Annotated in this window: 12 protein-coding genes and 4 pseudogenes; 5 read left to right on the top strand and 11 right to left on the bottom strand. The window is 42.2% G+C overall.

Features of this window, described 5'->3' with window-relative positions:
* Positions 1-150: 150 nt before the first annotated feature.
* From TT12_RS02000 to TT12_RS01990, 3 genes and pseudogenes are all read right to left on the bottom strand, one after another.
* Positions 151-567 carry a lysozyme inhibitor LprI family protein gene (locus TT12_RS02000; RefSeq protein ID WP_045451741.1) on the bottom strand — a complete coding sequence of 139 codons (417 nt, stop codon included), beginning with the start codon at positions 565-567 and terminating at the stop codon, positions 151-153.
* 317 nt (positions 568-884) lie between these two features.
* A pseudogene (locus TT12_RS01995) lies at positions 885-2,173 on the bottom strand (adenylosuccinate synthase).
* Between the two features lie 125 nt (positions 2,174-2,298).
* Positions 2,299-3,510 carry an ATP phosphoribosyltransferase regulatory subunit gene (locus tag TT12_RS01990; RefSeq protein ID WP_045451740.1) on the bottom strand — a complete coding sequence of 404 codons (1,212 nt, stop codon included), beginning with the start codon at positions 3,508-3,510 and terminating at the stop codon, positions 2,299-2,301.
* A 574-nt stretch (positions 3,511-4,084) separates the two neighbouring features.
* Between TT12_RS01990 and TT12_RS01985 the strand changes: the two genes are divergently transcribed.
* From TT12_RS01985 to TT12_RS01965, 5 genes and pseudogenes are all read left to right on the top strand, one after another.
* Complete coding sequence (locus tag TT12_RS01985) at positions 4,085-4,474, top strand: DUF2237 family protein (RefSeq protein ID WP_045451983.1); 390 nt, start codon at positions 4,085-4,087, stop codon at positions 4,472-4,474.
* A 74-nt stretch (positions 4,475-4,548) separates the two neighbouring features.
* Positions 4,549-5,763: pseudogene (gene corA / locus TT12_RS01980) on the top strand (magnesium/cobalt transporter CorA).
* A 291-nt stretch (positions 5,764-6,054) separates the two neighbouring features.
* The gene (locus tag TT12_RS01975) at positions 6,055-7,764 is read left to right on the top strand and encodes a chromosome condensation regulator RCC1 (protein WP_045451980.1); all 1,710 of its coding nucleotides are present in this window, start codon (positions 6,055-6,057) and stop codon (positions 7,762-7,764) included.
* Between the two features lie 323 nt (positions 7,765-8,087).
* Positions 8,088-8,462 carry a hypothetical protein gene (locus TT12_RS01970; RefSeq protein ID WP_045451739.1) on the top strand — a complete coding sequence of 125 codons (375 nt, stop codon included), beginning with the start codon at positions 8,088-8,090 and terminating at the stop codon, positions 8,460-8,462.
* Positions 8,463-8,507: 45 nt separating this feature from the next.
* On the top strand, positions 8,508-9,461 hold the full coding sequence (locus TT12_RS01965) for a di-heme oxidoredictase family protein (RefSeq protein WP_207803961.1): 954 nt from the start codon (positions 8,508-8,510) through the stop codon (positions 9,459-9,461).
* Between the two features lie 82 nt (positions 9,462-9,543).
* On the opposite strand, the gene TT12_RS01960 is transcribed toward TT12_RS01965, so the two are convergent.
* The 8 genes and pseudogenes from TT12_RS01960 to TT12_RS01925 form a co-directional block, all read right to left on the bottom strand.
* Positions 9,544-10,062: a phosphate-starvation-inducible protein PsiE gene (locus TT12_RS01960; RefSeq protein WP_045451736.1), complete on the bottom strand. Its 519-nt coding sequence runs from the start codon at positions 10,060-10,062 to the stop codon at positions 9,544-9,546.
* A gap of 99 nt (positions 10,063-10,161) precedes the next feature.
* A complete protein-coding gene (gene folD / locus TT12_RS01955) occupies positions 10,162-11,040 on the bottom strand; it encodes a bifunctional methylenetetrahydrofolate dehydrogenase/methenyltetrahydrofolate cyclohydrolase FolD (protein WP_045451733.1) in 879 nt (292 codons plus the stop codon).
* Between the two features lie 310 nt (positions 11,041-11,350).
* Positions 11,351-12,548 (bottom strand): annotated as a pseudogene (locus TT12_RS01950) (DegT/DnrJ/EryC1/StrS family aminotransferase).
* A gap of 10 nt (positions 12,549-12,558) precedes the next feature.
* A pseudogene (locus tag TT12_RS01945) lies at positions 12,559-13,169 on the bottom strand (sugar transferase).
* Positions 13,166-14,311 carry a glycosyltransferase gene (locus TT12_RS01940; RefSeq protein ID WP_207803959.1) on the bottom strand — a complete coding sequence of 382 codons (1,146 nt, stop codon included), beginning with the start codon at positions 14,309-14,311 and terminating at the stop codon, positions 13,166-13,168. Before TT12_RS01940 ends, TT12_RS01945 begins: the two are co-directional and overlap by 4 nt.
* Before the next feature lie 81 nt (positions 14,312-14,392).
* Positions 14,393-15,256, bottom strand: coding sequence for a glycosyltransferase family 2 protein (locus TT12_RS01935; RefSeq protein ID WP_045451729.1), 864 nt, complete (start codon positions 15,254-15,256; stop codon positions 14,393-14,395).
* Entirely contained in the window at positions 15,256-16,296 is a 1,041-nt protein-coding gene (locus TT12_RS01930) for an EpsG family protein (RefSeq protein WP_045451727.1), read from the bottom strand. The genes TT12_RS01935 and TT12_RS01930 overlap by 1 nt, the downstream gene beginning before the upstream one ends.
* Before the next feature lie 311 nt (positions 16,297-16,607).
* Positions 16,608-17,576: a glycosyltransferase gene (locus tag TT12_RS01925; RefSeq protein WP_207803958.1), complete on the bottom strand. Its 969-nt coding sequence runs from the start codon at positions 17,574-17,576 to the stop codon at positions 16,608-16,610.
* Between the last annotated feature and the right edge of the window lie 18 nt (positions 17,577-17,594).

Here is a 17,594-nt window from a genome sequence, read left to right as displayed (position 1 = left end):
AACTATCTTTGTCATTGATGGGCATAAAACCAACTTGGCGAAAATTCTATGTAAGTGTTACCAACAAAAATCCCTCAGCATATAATGCTAAGGGATTTTATTAATACGAAGGTATGAAGGTCACTGCTTTCAAGCAATACTAAAAAACAACTACTCGCTTAAGCGGCTGTCTCGGCAACTGCCAGCGCTACATTCACGCACACGATCATTTAAGAAGTTCACTCGCTCAGTTGTCACCCGAGTCGCACAGCCCATATTGACAAAAAACCCTTCATCATTATTGTAACTACATTGGTCATTACGCTCGCGTATCCACGCTAGTTGTCCGCGCTTTAATTTGGATTTTTGCTGGCTATTTAACTGCTTAGCCAATTTTGCATAAGAATTATTCAGCTCTTTATCCGCTTCTAGATATACTTTCGTTAAGCAATATAAACCATCAAAATCATTGTTGGGTTTATCACAGTTTTGCGCGCCCCATGACAGCATAGGAAACATAAAAGCCGCAGACGTTAGCAGCGCTAAAGCTGTTTTGCCTATAGAGTGCTTGATAATAGTCGCTTTCATCACGTTTTCCTTTTTATATATTGATAAAGTTACATTCATTTATGACATAATATACCAATTAAACCAGAATAATGTTAGCAATTCTCTCTTTTATACTATTTTTTCTTATCTCAATTTATACAATTACCAGATAGCTTGATTTTTTATCGTTAGAAATTAATAGTGATTAACACTTTTTATCATTTGGCATTAATAATAGTTAGCATAATAAAAAATGATAAGACATTACTCACAAGGTAATACTCATAAAAAAATCCCAATGCTCAGCACTGGGATTTTTATGAACGCTTAAACTAATTAAGTTTTATGATAAGAAACTAAGCATCATACGGGTCGCGCAATACAATCGTCTCTTCGCGATCAGGACCGGTTGAGATAATATCAACTGGGCAACCAATCAACGCTTCGATACGTTTGATATATTTTTTCGCATTTTCTGGAAGTTCATCATAGTTAGTGATACCAACGGTTGACTCACTCCACCCTTGCATCGTCTCATATTTAGGCGTGACTGACTCATAGAATTCAGCATCATGTGCACCTGCACACTCAGTCTCAGGCAAGTTATAACCCACACCGATTAGTAACTCTTCAAGACCATCTAATACGTCAAGCTTAGTTAAGCAGATACCTGACATAGAGTTCAGTACCACGGCACGGCGTAATGCTTCCGCATCGAACCAACCACAGCGACGCGCACGACCAGTGGTCGCACCAAACTCATGACCGACTTTAGCCAAATGCGCACCAACATCATCAAATAGTTCAGTTGGGAATGGACCACTACCAACGCGGGTAGTGTAAGCTTTAGTGATACCAAGTACGTAATCTAAATACAACGGACCGATACCAGTACCAGTAGACACGCCGCCAGCGGTTACGCTTGAGCTAGTAACAAACGGATATGTACCATGATCAATATCAAGCAATGTACCTTGCGCACCTTCAAACATCAGGTTCTTACCAGCCAAACGCAATTGATTAAGGTCTTCGGTCACATCAGTAACCATGCCTTTAATCTCTTCTTTCCACTCTTGGCAAAGCTTAAGTGTCTCATCAAAATCAATCGCTTCAACTTTGTAATACTGCGTCAGTTGGAAGTTATGATATTCAATTAAGTTGCGTAGTTTTTCTTCTAAATCATCACGGAACAAGTCAGCAAGCTTGATGGCACGGCGGGCTACTTTATCTTCATAAGCAGGTCCAATACCGCGACCCGTCGTACCGATTTGCCAGTACCGCGCTTAGCTTCGCGTGCTTGGTCAAGTGCCACATGATACGGCATGATAAGTGGGCAGTTTGGAGAGATACGCAGACGCTCACGTACTGGTACGTTGTTCTCTTCTAGCTCTTTCATCTCTTTTAATAATGCGTCAGGTGCTAACACCACGCCGTTACCGATAAAGCAGGTAACGCCTTCACGTAAAATACCTGATGGGATTAAATGTAGGATGGTGGTTTTGCCATCGACAACTAACGTGTGACCAGCGTTATGTCCGCCTTGAAAACGTGCAACTGCTGAAGCTTTTTCGGTTAGTAAATCGACGATTTTACCTTTACCTTCATCGCCCCATTGGCTACCCAAAACTACGACATTCTTACCCATGATCAATCCTTACCTTTATGTATTGAGGTGTTTGCAATAACGTTTTAAAACCTGTGATAACTTTCGTTATCTTGATTTTAAAGACGTTAAAAAATGGTAATACTATTAATATTAAAAATTAATGCTTAAATACTCTGTAACTGCCAATGATTATCTTTAAAGCTCAAAAGATGCGTCATATCAGAGGGACGATCTTCTGCATTCAATGGCATGGTGACGCGATAGCCTTGTTCACGTAAACTATCAACCTGCTGTAGCAGTATCTGTCTCTGTTCTTGGTTCGCACTGCTCAATGCTTCATAGTCGACCAATACGATGATTGGCGTCTCAAGCTGCGTGTGTGCAAGCAAACGACTGACATCCATACTAAAGCCCGTGGCTTCACGTGGCTGATTGATTGCTAACTGGTTGCCGCTTTGCATACCATCGAAACGACCGCCACGTACCAGAGGTTGCGTCTCACTATTGATATAGCCGTTGAACACAATACCCGTGTGGTAATGATAGCCTGATAATTCCGTCACATCGATACTCACAGGGCATTGCCACTGGTCTTGTAGATGTGTTTTTAAGCGTTGTAATTCATTGATAGCAGTCGCGACTTGCGTGTCCTTCTGTGCAGTCTCTGACAATCTCGCCAATAGATTGGTAATATCATGACCAAAACGTGCCAAAGCATAAAAATCATCACCCATTGATAATAACTGGCAGACACGCTTTAGCTCTGGTAGATTTTTATTGGCATATAAATGCATGAGTTGCTCAGTGTCATTATCAGACAACTCTGCCAACTCTGCCAGACGCTTAAATATCGCCACGTGACCCAAGTCTATATGCAGCGTCGCACTCATATTTAGCTTATTTATCATGCCAAACAACACATCTATCAGCTCAATATCTGCGGCAAGTGATGCACAGCCAAATATTTCAGCGCCGAGCTGCAAAGGCGTACGTGAGCCAAACAACCCTGATGGCAAGGTATGAATCACATCGCCCGCATAACAATAACGTGCAATACCTGTACCGCCCCAATGCGCATCAATACGCAAAATCTGCGGGGTAATATCCGCACGCAGACCCATCAAGCGACCCGTTAGCTGATCGATAATCTTGAAAGTTTGACGCTTTAAATCTTCTGAGGCACCACTCAACAATGACTCAGTAAATTCAATCATTGGTGGATTGACCAACTGATAACCATGAGCAATAAGTTGTTGAGTCAGCTGATACCTAAGCACTTCTTGCTTACGCGCATCTTCGAACAGCACATCCACCACCCCATCAGGCAGCAACCAGCTATTGGCAACGTCGCTGGCAAGGTTGTTCAAATATGGCATGCTAGTAGAGGTAGCAGTGTTTTCAGCAGCTGAGCCGCCGCTTCATTAGTCGTATTTAACTGGGCAAGTTTTGCAGAATCAGAACTGACAGACACAATAAATCCTTGTTTGGCGTATCGCTTACCAAAAACGCGGTACTGATGCGGTACTTAAAGGTTATATTTACAATTGCATTGACGCCATGCATTTTTATTTTTAACGCGCAACATCATTGACCCAATTATTTATAAACAAACTAGGTAGCCGCAAAAGGGTGAGTAATAAGTATAATTTAGAATGATAAGACGAGTATCTTTATGCGCTAATAAACGGCGTTAAATAATCAAGGCACTTTATGCTTTAGTTTAGCATAGCAGCCAAGGTTCGCCTAGTGACAATTAGCCACAATTACTATCTAATTACGTCTTATCAGCACTTAATCTATGAAGGTTATCTGTAGACTACATAAGTAATCGTTGACTCAAAAATGGTTACCATCATTTTATATCACAAAGAAAATAATGAGCAAAGTGAGAACAACGCCTTCGATACCGACTCATGGTACACTAAGCCATATTTTTATCTCGGAAGCCTTATGTCATCTGATTACCACCCAAACCCTGCCAACAATCAAGCCAATGTCTTAGGTACGGCACTTGCCAGCTGCTGCTTTGACCCTATTACCGGTTATTACCGCAACGGCTTTTGTCATACTGGCAACCATGACGTTGGTCAACACACTGTATGCGCCAAGATGACCAGCGAGTTTTTGAACTTTTCTGCCAGTCGCGGCAATGATTTGATTACGCCGCTACCTGAGTATGGATTTTCTGGCCTCAAGCCTGGTGACTATTGGTGCATTTGTGCGTTACGCTGGGTTGAAGCTTTGGACTTTGATATTGCCCCGCAAATCAAACTAGAAGCTTGCCACGAAAGCTTATTGAGCTTGGTCGATATTGATACTTTGAAAAGTTACGCCCTTTAATAACGATCATTATTAACAACAATCATTATAAGTTCTGATTGTGACACGTTTTTTACTTTATAAAGGGAGGGTGTATGGAAAACAATAACGACCAGTTAATCAAAAAAAACCGCGCGTATTGCACCTGACTCTAATATCAATCGTATTTACGCCGATATGAATGATGAACATCTCTATCTAGACAATGACGACAGCTATATCTATGGCGATGCTGATACCACCACTGAGGACACCATCGAGACCATGACGGTCTACGATCCTGACTCTGAACGCTATGAGGATATTGACTCTTCCAGTGCCGATGAAGTCGTCAATTGCTACGCTTACTCACGTAAGACGGGCGAAAATCTCGATAAATTGGCGCTAAACGATGTTAGTCGTGCCTTAAATAATAATGGTCAGTTTATTTGGCTTGGTCTCTATGATCCAAGCTAGAAACCATGGTCAAAGTCAAAGAAGCCTTTGGACTACATGAGTTGGCGATTGAGGATGCATTTGCCGATCACCAGCGTGCCAAAGTCGAGAACTACGACAATGACATGGTGTTTGTGGTATTGCGTACCGCTAAGCTTGAGGACAATGTCATTCGCTATGGCACCACCGCGATATTTATGGGCAAAAACTACCTGATTACCATCCGTAATGGTCCATCAAACTCCTATGCACCTGTCCGTGAGCATTGTCATCGTCGCCCTGAAAAGCTGCGTATGGGGCCGATATTTGTACTGCATGCTATTCTCGATTTTATCGTGGATAATTATATGCCGATTACCGATCGTTTAGGTCGCTATTTGCGTGAGCAAGAACGTTACGTGTTTACCTATGAGTTTGATAAAGGTACATTAAAAAACCTTTATGAGCTCAAATCGCAACTCGTACACATGCGGGCGATTATTTTGCCAGTACAAGATATCTGTAGTTTTTTTATCAATCATAAAAAAAGCGAGATGGTCTCTGGGTTTTCTCAAGCCGCTAAGCCCTACTTTCGCGACGTCAATGACCATTTGCTGCACTCATTAGACGCCATTAATGGTCTAAATGAGATGCTGAGTGTGGTCATGAATACCTATATGGCCATGGTTAATATGGGACAGAACGAGGTGGTTCGTAAGCTTGCTGCTTGGGCAGGTATTCTAGCTGTACCGACGGCCATTGCAGGTATCTATGGGATGAACTTTGATTTCATGCCCGAGCTGCATTGGCAATATTCCTACTTTGTCATCATGCTCATCATTGGATCATTATGTGGCTATTTATATTACAATTTTAAAAGGCTTAAATGGTTATAACCAAAATTTATAGTTGATGTTTCATTGATAGTCAGCGTTCAGCTTTTAAAAACAGCATCCTTGGTGGTGCTGTTTTTCCACTTTATTATTGATAATAATTCTTATTTGTAATACTATTCACATTTATTATTGCTAAACTCTTGCCGCCATTTCTAGTATTTCAACGCCATCATATACGATTGACTCAGTCAATAGCACAAACCCTACAACCGTCGGATTTGTATGGGACGGTTTTGTTATTTTACGGCTGGCGTACTGACATATTGTCAATTTGCATCTATCGAGGTTTTTATGCGTTTATCCCGTCTTACTCAAGCTGTCGCGGTCGTTACCGCAGCCTTGATTCTTACTGCTTGTGGCAGTGATTCCGACACAGCCACTGCTATCATAGATGGGACACCGCCACTACTAACCACTGATAGCAACTTTACTGATGGCTATAGCGCGGTTGCAGCGGTATTTGTCTCAGGACAAGTACAAGATAGCAGCGGCGTCAAATCATTGACCTATATGCATAATAACGAATTAGCCCAAGCGCTAACGCTAGATGCTGATGGTTATTTTGATGATCGTATTTTATTAACGCTAGGTAGCAATACCATTGTCTTAGAAGCCACAGACAATGCCGGTAATATCATGCGCTCAACCAAGACCCTCTACGTAGGCGATACCATAGCGGCAGGTGGTTCGCATACCGCTGCCCTGCGTGATGGTCAGCTATATGGTTGGGGTCGCAACAATTATGGTCAGACAGGACTCGGCCTGACCACAAAAATCAGCGATATTATGGGACATCCAGATACGCCGATGCTGATGAACAGCGCACCAAAAGATTTGTTATCTATTGGTTTTAATCAAAATCATTCACTCGCTATTGCTCAAAATGGTCAAGTTTATAGTTGGGGCGAAGACAAATACGGGCAGCTGGGTCGCGGTGATGGGGGTCGTAATGATTGTAGCAAGACTGCTGACTGTCGTTTGGATATCAGCGCGATCGAAGGTATCGAAAACGCCGTCATGGTCGCACCCGGCTATAGCCATAACTTGGTATTGACCGAAGAGGGTACGGTTTGGGCCTTTGGTGCCAATGGGTATGGTCAACTTGGTAATAATACCAGCACCGATAGCAGCACCCCTGTCAAAGTTGACTTTACAGCAGCCACAGAGGCAGGACATATCGTGCAGGTGGTTGTCAGTGGCAATAGCTCTTATGCCTTAGATGACAAAGGTCAGGTTTGGGGTTGGGGCAGCGATGCTTACGCCAATCTTGGCAAAGGCAAAGTCTGTAACACTACAACCAACTGTATCAACGTCAATGCAACCCCTGTACGTATTCATGTCATTAATGAAACGATTAATCACGCCATTACTGCTAAGACAGATGACGCCACTCAAAAAGCTGACGACCAACCCGCTATAGATGTAGAAAAAGTGACCCAATTGACGGCTGGCAAAGACCATATCTTAGCATTGACCAATAAAGACGCAGTTTATGGTTGGGGCTTAAATGCCACTAGTCAATTGGGCTACAATGGTGAGACATTTAATGGCAGCGAAAAGGCATGGGCAGATGTCATTACCTCACCGACCAAACTGCCTTGGTTTACAGATAAAGAAGTTCGCCGCGTCTATGCCAATGGCAATGCCAGCTATGCGTTACTGGATAATGTCGCCACTAATAATGGCTCATCAACAACGGATGGTATTCTCTATGCATGGGGCATGTTTGGGGAGACAAACGGCGCAGGCAAGACCATTTACAACGACCTAGATGAACCAACCAATAAGCTGCCGAATCTAAAGAATATCGATAATATGGCCATGGGTGCCATGCATCTGATTGCTCATGAAAAATCGTTTGACCAAGATAATAATACGCTGAAAGCTGGTCATTTATTTACGTGGGGCTGGAGCTTTGAAGGCTCACTCGGCAACAAAGACACCACTCATATTTGGATGTACAACAATCCTATCCCAGTTGCTTTACCTAGTCAGCTATAAGTGCTTTAACCATGACGAAGCGAACAGTGCATAGTTGGTTGAATTTCCTGTCATAAAATTCTCAAACAAGCAGCCTCGTTTATGCTGCTTGTTTGAGTCAATACGCCTAACTATTGCGCGGTAACTTATCGCATAATCCTCAGGATATCCTCAATTAAATCGACAGCCTCTAAATAGGCTGACGATGAAGATATACCCTAACCCCTTATATTTTAGCTATTTCAGGTCAGCCCATGTTTTTACGATCAAACTCGTCAACCATATCAAATTCTTCACTGTATACATCACCTCCTATCATACGTAACACGCTACTCAGTGTAAGTATGGCGCTGCTGCTCACTGCTTGTGGTGGCTCAGATGATTCAAATAATTCCAGTAATGATGGCAATACTAACGTACCCAACCCACCCACTACTCCTGACACTCCAGAAATCGATACCAACTGGCAGCCAGCAGGTGGCAGTGCTACGATTGCCGCCAATGGGTCACAGCCTTTTTTGCAAATCATGCCCAACCTACCGAGCAGCGCTTTAGGCGGGGTATCACCTGGACGTGAGTTATTTATCACAGAGTGGACACCAGCAAATGAGGGTCGCGTACTGTTCGATGGTGTGGGGCCACTGTTAAATGCCAATGCCTGTACCAATGCCATAGCGCTGAAGGTCGCAAACCCATTTATGCAGCCAATGGTCAGCTGAGTGATGCGATTTTATTCCGGTTGGGTAATAAGCAAGGCCTGCCACATGCTTATTACGGTGAACAAATGCAGCATCAAAGTATTGCCACAAGTATCCATCCCGAAGAGCATGCGCTACGCAGCGATGCCCAGTCAAAATGATAAACCTGCTGGCATACAGTTTAGCTTTACTCCAACTGACCCTAATCAACCCTTAGGAAATACAGCGATTAGCGGACGTATCTCACCGCAATTGGTCGGCATGGGCTTGCTCGACCTGATTCCTGAAGCGAATATCATTGCGGCAGCTGACCCTGATGATAACAATCAAGACGGTATCAGTGGCCGCGTACATTGGGTACAAGATGGCAAACAGCAGCGCATTGGCCGCTTTGGGTGGAAGGGCATTAATAGCAGTCTACGTACCCAAAACGCCAATGCCATGTCGCAAGATATGGGTTTGACGACCTCGGTATTTATGGATCCTAACTGTACGGTAAATCAGCCTATTTGTTGGACGGCAGCGAATGGCGGCTCTCCAGAAGTCTCAGACAGCAGTCTAGACGCTGTGACCGATTTTATGACCGCCCTTGCCGTACCTGAAAGGCGAATAGACGATTTATCAGATTTTAATAAAGGAGCGCAACTGTTTGCGCAAGTCGGCTGTGCTGGCTGTCACACACCCAAGCAAAAAACAGGCAATAGTGATCGCTTCCCGCTCCTATCACAGCAAAACATTTATCCTTATACTGATTTATTACTGCATGATATGGGCGCTGGACTAGATGACAGCGTGAAAGAGAAAAATGCAGAAAGCTTTGAGTGGCGTACACCGCCATTGTGGGGAATTGGCATTGTGGCACGTGATCCAGAAGCGCGGTTTTTGCATGATGGTCGTGCCAGCAGCTTGACTGAAGCGATACTCTGGCATGGTGGTGAAGCAGAAAGTACAAAGACGCGCTTTACACAGTTATCCGCCACGCAAAAACAAACATTAATGACCTTCTTAAAGGGCATTTAACGCTCAAACAATAAAATGTGAGAGTTAAGAAGGCAAAAAAGGGCTACCAGTGGTAACCCTTTTTTATGCTGCTATTTAATAGTTATTCACGGCGATGCTTGGTATGACTATCAGGCGCTTGAGCATTATCAGGTAACAGCGCTTTAATCGTTAAGTTTGCATGCTGTTTATCAAGATTGTCCTCTGGACGGCCAAACGTTTTTGCTGTCCAAGTTAATACTACGATAGAACCGCTCAATAGCATAATGGCCACAGAAATTGTCGCCAGCAGCCATAAATGGAAATAGTCTGAGACCGCCTGTACATCAACCACCAAATGTCGTGATAAAGCAGTAATCGCGATAAATATCAAAAACTGTACCGGCAGACGGTGTGTTTTAAAATAAATACCTATCATGGCCAGCAGCTCAAGGTAAATAAACAACATCAATATGTCTTTTAAATCCGCTGAGCCTTTTTGAACAATACCAACGAACTCTTTGCCGGCGGTCCAAACGACAACCACACTGATTAGAAATAAAATAACGTAATGACAGACATCGACAAACTCTCTACCGATACCTTGTAGTCGCTCATGAACACCTACGTTTTTTTTAGCCATGTTTAGGTCCTATCAACTGAGATGTGGTTGATTTAGCCTGAGTACATATTACCTCAGGCCCCTTATTTATCGGCAATCAGTATTCGTATGACTCTCTTTTTAGCCGATATTCAAACCGGCAGATTTTTCAGCCGCATCAACGGTTTGGCGAATGAGGGTATTAATGGTCATTGGACCCACGCCGCCCGGTACAGGCGTATAAGCACTGGCGATGTTTTCAACACCTTGCAACTCAATATCACCGACGCCGCCATTATCCGTTGGATGAAAGCCTGCATCGATAACCACAGCGCCCGCTTTGATCCAATTAGCTTTGATCAGTTCAGGCACGCCCACTGCCCCAACCACGATATCCGCACGCTTAATATGCGACTCTAAATCCTGCGTTCTTGAATGGCAAATAGTTACGGTGCAGTTGGCATTCAATAGCATCATCGCCATTGGTTTACCCAAGATGGCACTGCGACCTACAACTACGGCTTCCTTACCAGCAAGCTCGATATTATGATGCTCTAATAAGTGCATGATGCCTTGCGGGGTACATGAACCATAAGCGCTCTGCTGCATCGCCGTACGACCAAAGCCAAGACAGGTCACACCATCGACGTCTTTTGCCAAGTCAATCTGCTCAAAGCAAGCACGCTCATCGATATGTGCAGGTACTGGGTGCTGCAGCAAAATACCATGGACGTCTGGATTGCTATTGAGTTCATCTATTTTTGCCATCAGCTCTTCAGTGGTCGTCGCACTTGGCATCTCAACGCGTATAGAATCCATGCCGACACGTTTACAAGCATTACCTTTCATACGTACATAAGTCGCAGAAGCGGGATCGTCGCCGACCAATATCGTCGCTAAGCTTGGGGTGCGTCCTGTTTTATTCTTGATAGCGTCTACACGCGTACTCAGTTGCTGTTCTATTTGTTTAGCAAGTGCTTTACCGTCCAAAACGGTAGCAGATCCTTGGGCAGTTGACATAGTAACTCCAATAGAGGGTGCGATAAAAAAAGAAAGACAGCGCCCGCAACTATTTGCATGCCTGTCTTATGCTTGATCAATGTATGATTAAGACTGATATTGTACCTGTCTGGACTAAAAAATCCTAGCGTGAGATAAGACTTGGATACTTATAAATTTCTATCACTCGCCAATCTAGCAATATCATGTCATTGCCAATGCAACCTTGACAACTTTTACCGTTTTATAAGAAAGTCCAATCAAAAATAAAAACCTATAGCCGCAACACCTTATAAATAATCAACACGCCTTAATAAGCGATATTCTCACATTACTGAATCATTGAAGCAAATACGCGATCGATTGCATCTACCGTTTGCGCGATTTCGGCAGTGGTTAAGGTAGGATGAACCAAAAACATTAAGCTGGTCTCTCCCAACTGTTTTGCTATTGGCAGTCTGTTTTCTGGACGCAAGCCTGTATCATCGAATGCTTTTTCTAAATATACCTCTGAGGCAGACCCTGAATAGCAAGGCACGCCTAGCGTATTTATTTCTTCAATGATGCGATTACGCGTCCAGCCCTCAGCTAGGTTATTTGGTTGCACGTAAACATACAATTTATAATAGGCATGGGTAGAGTTTGGAAACTGATAATCTTGCTCTAATGTCGCACCGATAGATAGCCTTTTTCTTCCCATTTGGCACATGCTTCTAATATCGCTTGAGCATTAGCACTGCGCTTCGCTATCCAGTCACTCATATGTGCCAATTGAATACGCCAATAACGCCTTGAATCTCGGTCATGCGCCAGTTGGTGCCAAAGCTCTCATGTAGCCAATTATAGCCGGGCAGCTGCTCGGTCTCATAGACCGCCGCATAGCTTTTGCCATGATCTTTATACGCCCACATTTTTCGCCATAGCTGCTCGTCATCGGTGGTGACCATGCCGCCCTCGCCGCCTGTGGTCATGATCTTATCTTGGCAAAAACTCCACGCGCCAATATGACCGATACTGCCAACGCTACGACCTTTGTAGCGTGCACCATGCGCTTGTGCGCAGTCTTCAATGACATATAAATGATGCTGATCTGCCAGTGCCATGATGCCATCCATATCACAGGGCCAACCTGCCAAATGCACACAGACGATGCCTTTGGTTTTGTCCGTCAATACCGCCGCTATCGACTCTGGAGTGATATTCCCTGTCGCCTCATCAACATCCGCAAAAATGGGCGTCGCGCCTGCATTAACCACTGAGGAGATACTGGCAATAAAAGTGCGCGGCGTCACGATAACTTCATCACCCACACCTATACCAAGTGCCTGCAATGCCGCGTCCAATGCCAAAGTTCCGTTGCCCAATGCAATCGCGTATTTGCTACCCGCCCAGTCAGCGAATTCCTCTTCAAACTGACGGCATTCTTGCCCTGTCCAATAATTGACCTTGTTGGATAGCAATACTTGACTGACCGCATCCGCTTCTTGCTGAGTAAAACTAGGCCAAGGTGAAAAAGGAGTATTTAGCATGCGTTCCTCATCAAAGCGTGTTTTTATCGACGCTATTACCTGTGAATTTACTCATGGTCGCTTCACCATCAGCACTAATGCCATCTTTGATAATGACTTTTTTTACTGTTTTAATCAAAATCTTAATATCTAACCATAATGACCGATGATCGACATACCATGTGTCGAGCGTAAATTTTTCATGCCAACCAATCGCATTACGACCATTAACTTGTGCATATCCCGTAATACCCGGACGTACACGGTGGCGACGCGCTTGCTCATCATTATATAGCGGCAGATATTCCATCAATAATGGTCGCGGCCCCACCAAACTCATATCGCCTTTAATCACATTCCATAGTTCAGGCAGCTCATCGAGACTGCTATTACGCAAGGTCTTACCAAATGCCGTCAAACGCTCATCATCCTCTAAAGGATTACCCTCTGTATCGATAGCATCTTTCATCGAGCGAAACTTAATCATCTCAAACGGCTTGCCATTTAGACCAGGGCGAGTTTGTTTAAATATCACTGGTGATCCTAAGTTTTTTTTGACTTTATAAGCCGTAATAACATAAACAGGAGATAATATTACCAAGCCGCCGTGGCCGCCGTGATGTCAAATAGTCGCTTTATCATTTTGCAGCCCGCCTTTTGTCGTTTACGCGGTCATCCCTATTACGTAAATAAAAACTTAAATAACTTTGCCACAATTGCTTGCGTTCAAAATTTGCAATGGCCCAGTCTCTTGCATCAGGATATCTTTTTTCAAATTCCTTATCAGTAGCAGCAGCACTGATCGCTTCGGCGACAGACGACATATCTTTAAAATTAAATTTTCGACCACTGATACCTTCTTTGACACTATCCTTTACACCAACGACATCATAGGCAAAAGTTGGAACGGCGCAACTTGCTGCTTCAATAGCGACACTGCCAAACCCTTCACGATAGCTCAAAAATAAATGTAAATCAGCACACTGAAAAACCTCGTGTACATTTGGATTGGATGGTATATACACACCTCTATTATCTTTGATAACTTTCTCAACGACTACTTTTCCTACGTCGTCTTCACAGTCTCCTATGAACATAAAGTAGACGTTTTCTGCTCTTAGTTTTTCGGATATATACTCAATATCTTTGAAGCCTTTATCATCACAAACTCGTCCTACCACGCAAATCACAAAGGTATTTTCAGGTATCTTGTACTTCTTTCTTAATGCCTCTTGTTCTAGCTGAACCACAGGTTGCAGCAAATCAGTATCGATGCCGTTAAATGAGCCATTATCAATGACAGTTGCCTTACTTTTTTTGAGGATATTTTCTTCTAGGCATACGCTGAGCAAAGACTCAGAAACAAATAAAACCTCGTGAGATAAGCCAAAACTTAATATATCCAGACCCTGAAACACCCTCTTTTTTAAACCTGAAAAATTCTCATAGGCTCTACCCACGCTAAAAGCAATTCGTCTCTTTTGCAATGTAACAGCACTTGCGATACTCCCTAATAACAAGGCTTTAGGCGTTAAATAAACCACCACATCAAAACGATTCGATAGCATATAACGGGTTAAAAGCGCGAGTGACTGAGCATCTTTAAGCAAAGAAGGCTTACGCTGAAAATGTAAATTAATCACCTTGCCTATTTTGCGCTCACGTAAAATATCTAACTGCTGTTTATCGCCACCGCAGATTAAGGTGATCTCAACATCCGCGTGATCTCTAATGTATTCAAGCTGATCACGATATAGCACATTAAATGACACCGCATCTGTCATTAGAAAGCATATCTTTAATGTCATTTCAGCACCTCAGTATTTTTTACATATTATTTTATAAGTGACGTTTTATAAACAATGTCATTTAGCACAAATACCATTTACCACTGACTGATGATGATTTCTTAGCGTGTCAGATATTGTTAATTTATTTCTTTTATTGGCTATCTTTTGTAACAATCCTATCGAATCTAAAAAATTGACCGTTGTCAGTTTTGCTGATAATTTCAAAGAACCTAAATAACTGTTTCCTTTATATTCACAGTACGTTTTAAAACTGTCTTTATATGATCTGGTTATTTTAGATAATGATAAATTCCCTTCTTCTCTATAATAGTATAGTAAATCGGGCAATACCGCTAAATTTAAATCTTGATTTGAGATAGCTCTACACCACAAATCGTAATCTTCAGACCTTGGATAATTTTCATTATATTTATTTCGTTCATACCAGCTCTTTTTTGCCAAAACAGCAGCATGTACAATAGGATAAGCCGCGGCTATTTCTTTAAATTCCGTGTAAATTTGGTCGACATGACGACAACCATAAACTTTATTAAAATTATCAATAGACACGACACCTGTAGAAACCAAATCATAATTTGGATTTTTTTCTAAAAAACGTAATTGAATCGCTAGTCTATCTGGATGAATGAGATCATCGGCATCCATGCGCGCTATATAATCATAATTAGCTTCTTCAATAAGCTGATTTAATCGAGCAGGCAGTTTTTTATTTATGCCATCAGCAATGACCCTTATTCTATGGTCAGACTCTTCAAAACGCTTGGCGATGGCCAATGACGCATCAGTAGAGCCATCGTCGATCAATATAAGCTCCCATAACTCATGCGTTTGAGCCAATATAGATTTGATAGCGTCTTCTAAGTACGCTTCAGCATTATAAATGGGAATACCAATAGATATATATGTCTGATTTTTCATTAGAAAACCTCAAATATCGGATTGATAATATACGGACTCAAGTTACTAAATCTCGATGTCGTCAAGACAAAATACATGAGAAAAATAACGATACTCGCTATATATAAATAAATATTATTAATTCTTTTTAAAATCATAGGCAGTATCAAAACCAATATCCATGTAAAATACGCAAGCAGCCTTTGAGGACCTGAAGGACTGGTACCCAACATCGCTAACGGTATGATAAAAACCACGCCTGATGCATAAAACGTTATGAGTTTTTGAAAATTTTTGTCTTTAATTTTATACAGATAACTGACCAAGATGATTAAAATCATGATAGCCGTGTAAAAACCAAGCGTTAAAAACCCGCCTGCTTCATCGGATGCTTTCGCATAGCCCTCATATCTATCATTAGTAGAAGAAATATAAGCGACCAATACCCCACTCACTAATAGCGAGCCTAAAAATGTTGCCAAAATCTTATATAAGGGCTTTATTCTTAAATTAACGATAAAATAAAATGGAATCATAAATAATGCGGTTACATGGAACAATGAAGCAATTGCACAAATCAGCAGGTATGGAATAAATCGTTTTTCCAACAGATAAGGAATGGTCAAGGTAAAGATCGCCATTGCCAATCCTTGACGCAGTCCATTAAAAGAAAAAGCATAAACGCCTAATGTAATGAATAAAAATACGGAAAACCAATAATTTACGCTGTATTTTTCAATCACTCTAAGATAGCAATAGACAATAATTAAACTGGTAATGACAAGCAGCCAAAAATAATGAGTGGTCATACGTAACAACGCATACTCTAATAACTGATAACCGAACTCAATGTCTTCGTTGAACCTAAAGTATTCGGCATTCAATTGGCTGTTGAAATTTCTCGTATAGTTTCCTGTATCCGTACCGACTCGATAGCTACGAAGGCCTGCAAACAATGTCAATATAATTAGCGGCAGCCAAAAAGACGTACGATTGAGAGATTTTTTCTCCAGTACGATCCAAAAAATAACAAGGCTAAGAACCAGCAGGTATGGAAGCATTTAACCCTCTATAAAAGTAGATGTCGTCAATCTTATATAAATCGGATATGGTGGCATATTTACACCGTCTAGTATCTTTTTTACCGTCCAGTACCTATATAACTATAGCCTTCCTATTCACCTCGCTTTTTTTCTTATTCCGTCCAAACTACCTTGAAACGACTATAAATAAGAAGCAACCACTCCGTCACATACTCAAGTACTTTTGCATTAGTATTTGCGCATTGGTAGCAGCATTAAATCCATATAAATTCAGCGCTGCGGTTATGTCTTTTTCATTGGGCTTTGGCTGTTTAGACGCTAATAAGCAATCAACAATCCTTGGCTGAATGAATCGGTAAAAACTGTACTAATCCAAGTCCTAAATCTACTTCAGGCGATACTTGGTCAGAAACCAGCGCCTTTAACCCAACTGTTTGGCTCTCGACCAAGACGACAGGGAAACCCTCGTGTAACGAAGGCATGATCATATAGTCGGCGCTGGCCATTAATTCTGTGATATCCGTACGCATCCCCAAAAACTTGACCGTATCTAGGAGTGAGTTATCTGCTACTTGTTGCCTGAGCCTCATATCCAATGAACCTTGCCCAACAATATATAAGGTAAAAGCGACTTGACGTTTTTTTAACTGCTCAGCGATCTCTAAAGAAAACTGATGGTTTTTAACCTCATTTAGACGACCAACTTGGATGATTTTTAGCCCCTCATCGCCAAATTCTTTACCGATATACTGTCTTGATTGGTTAGCGACTGTCATCATCTGCTGTATGTCAACAGCATTGGGCAATAGCCACACGTCTTTTATGCTGCCAAATAGGTAATTTGCTGCTTGTTCACCGCAACTCATTTTATCCGTGGCCAATTTACGATTGGTAATGAACGCCCACTGTTCATATATTTTTTTAATAACATTGGTTTTACCATTACTGGTGCTATGAGAATGTGAAATGCGATGCGGCACGCCAGCACTTTTCGCGGCTAACAGATGAAAGGCATTGTTTAATAACATGTGTGCATGAACGATTCGATAGTCAGGGTGTTGTTTAAGGAATTGTTTAAGCTTCCACATACGCGCTAATGAATGACTGGCTAAAATAGGTATAACTCTACCGCCCAGCGCTATTATCTCAGCATCATAGTCGCCGACCTCCTCAGTAAAAGTGATAAAATCAAACTGAATCTGGCTATGATCTATATGACGATATAGATTCATAAGCATGGTCTCTGCCCCAGCCCGATCCATTTTTCCCACTATATGCAGCACTCTCTGAATAGTCATCTCTTTACCTATTAAGAA

The sequence above is a fragment of the Psychrobacter sp. JCM 18903 genome, from assembly GCF_000586475.1.
Classification (GTDB): domain Bacteria; phylum Pseudomonadota; class Gammaproteobacteria; order Pseudomonadales; family Moraxellaceae; genus Psychrobacter.
This window is presented reverse-complemented; position numbering and strand designations above follow the sequence as displayed.

Bases quoted from the DNA above. Each gene is read 5' to 3' on its own strand.
- TT12_RS02000 (WP_045451741.1), bottom strand. From the start codon at position 567: ATGAAAGCGACTATTATCAAGCACTCTATAGGCAAAACAGCTTTAGCG.
- TT12_RS01990 (WP_045451740.1), bottom strand. From the start codon at position 3,510: ATGCCATATTTGAACAACCTTGCCAGCGACGTTGCCAATAGCTGGTTG.
- TT12_RS01985 (WP_045451983.1), top strand. From the start codon at position 4,085: ATGTCATCTGATTACCACCCAAACCCTGCCAACAATCAAGCCAATGTC.
- TT12_RS01975 (WP_045451980.1), top strand. From the start codon at position 6,055: ATGCGTTTATCCCGTCTTACTCAAGCTGTCGCGGTCGTTACCGCAGCC.
- TT12_RS01970 (WP_045451739.1), top strand. From the start codon at position 8,088: ATGGCGCTGCTGCTCACTGCTTGTGGTGGCTCAGATGATTCAAATAAT.
- TT12_RS01965 (WP_207803961.1), top strand. From the start codon at position 8,508: ATGCTTATTACGGTGAACAAATGCAGCATCAAAGTATTGCCACAAGTA.
- TT12_RS01960 (WP_045451736.1), bottom strand. From the start codon at position 10,062: ATGGCTAAAAAAAACGTAGGTGTTCATGAGCGACTACAAGGTATCGGT.
- folD (WP_045451733.1), bottom strand. From the start codon at position 11,040: ATGTCAACTGCCCAAGGATCTGCTACCGTTTTGGACGGTAAAGCACTT.
- TT12_RS01940 (WP_207803959.1), bottom strand. From the start codon at position 14,311: ATGACAGATGCGGTGTCATTTAATGTGCTATATCGTGATCAGCTTGAA.
- TT12_RS01935 (WP_045451729.1), bottom strand. From the start codon at position 15,256: ATGAAAAATCAGACATATATATCTATTGGTATTCCCATTTATAATGCT.
- TT12_RS01930 (WP_045451727.1), bottom strand. From the start codon at position 16,296: ATGCTTCCATACCTGCTGGTTCTTAGCCTTGTTATTTTTTGGATCGTA.
- TT12_RS01925 (WP_207803958.1), bottom strand. From the start codon at position 17,576: ATGACTATTCAGAGAGTGCTGCATATAGTGGGAAAAATGGATCGGGCT.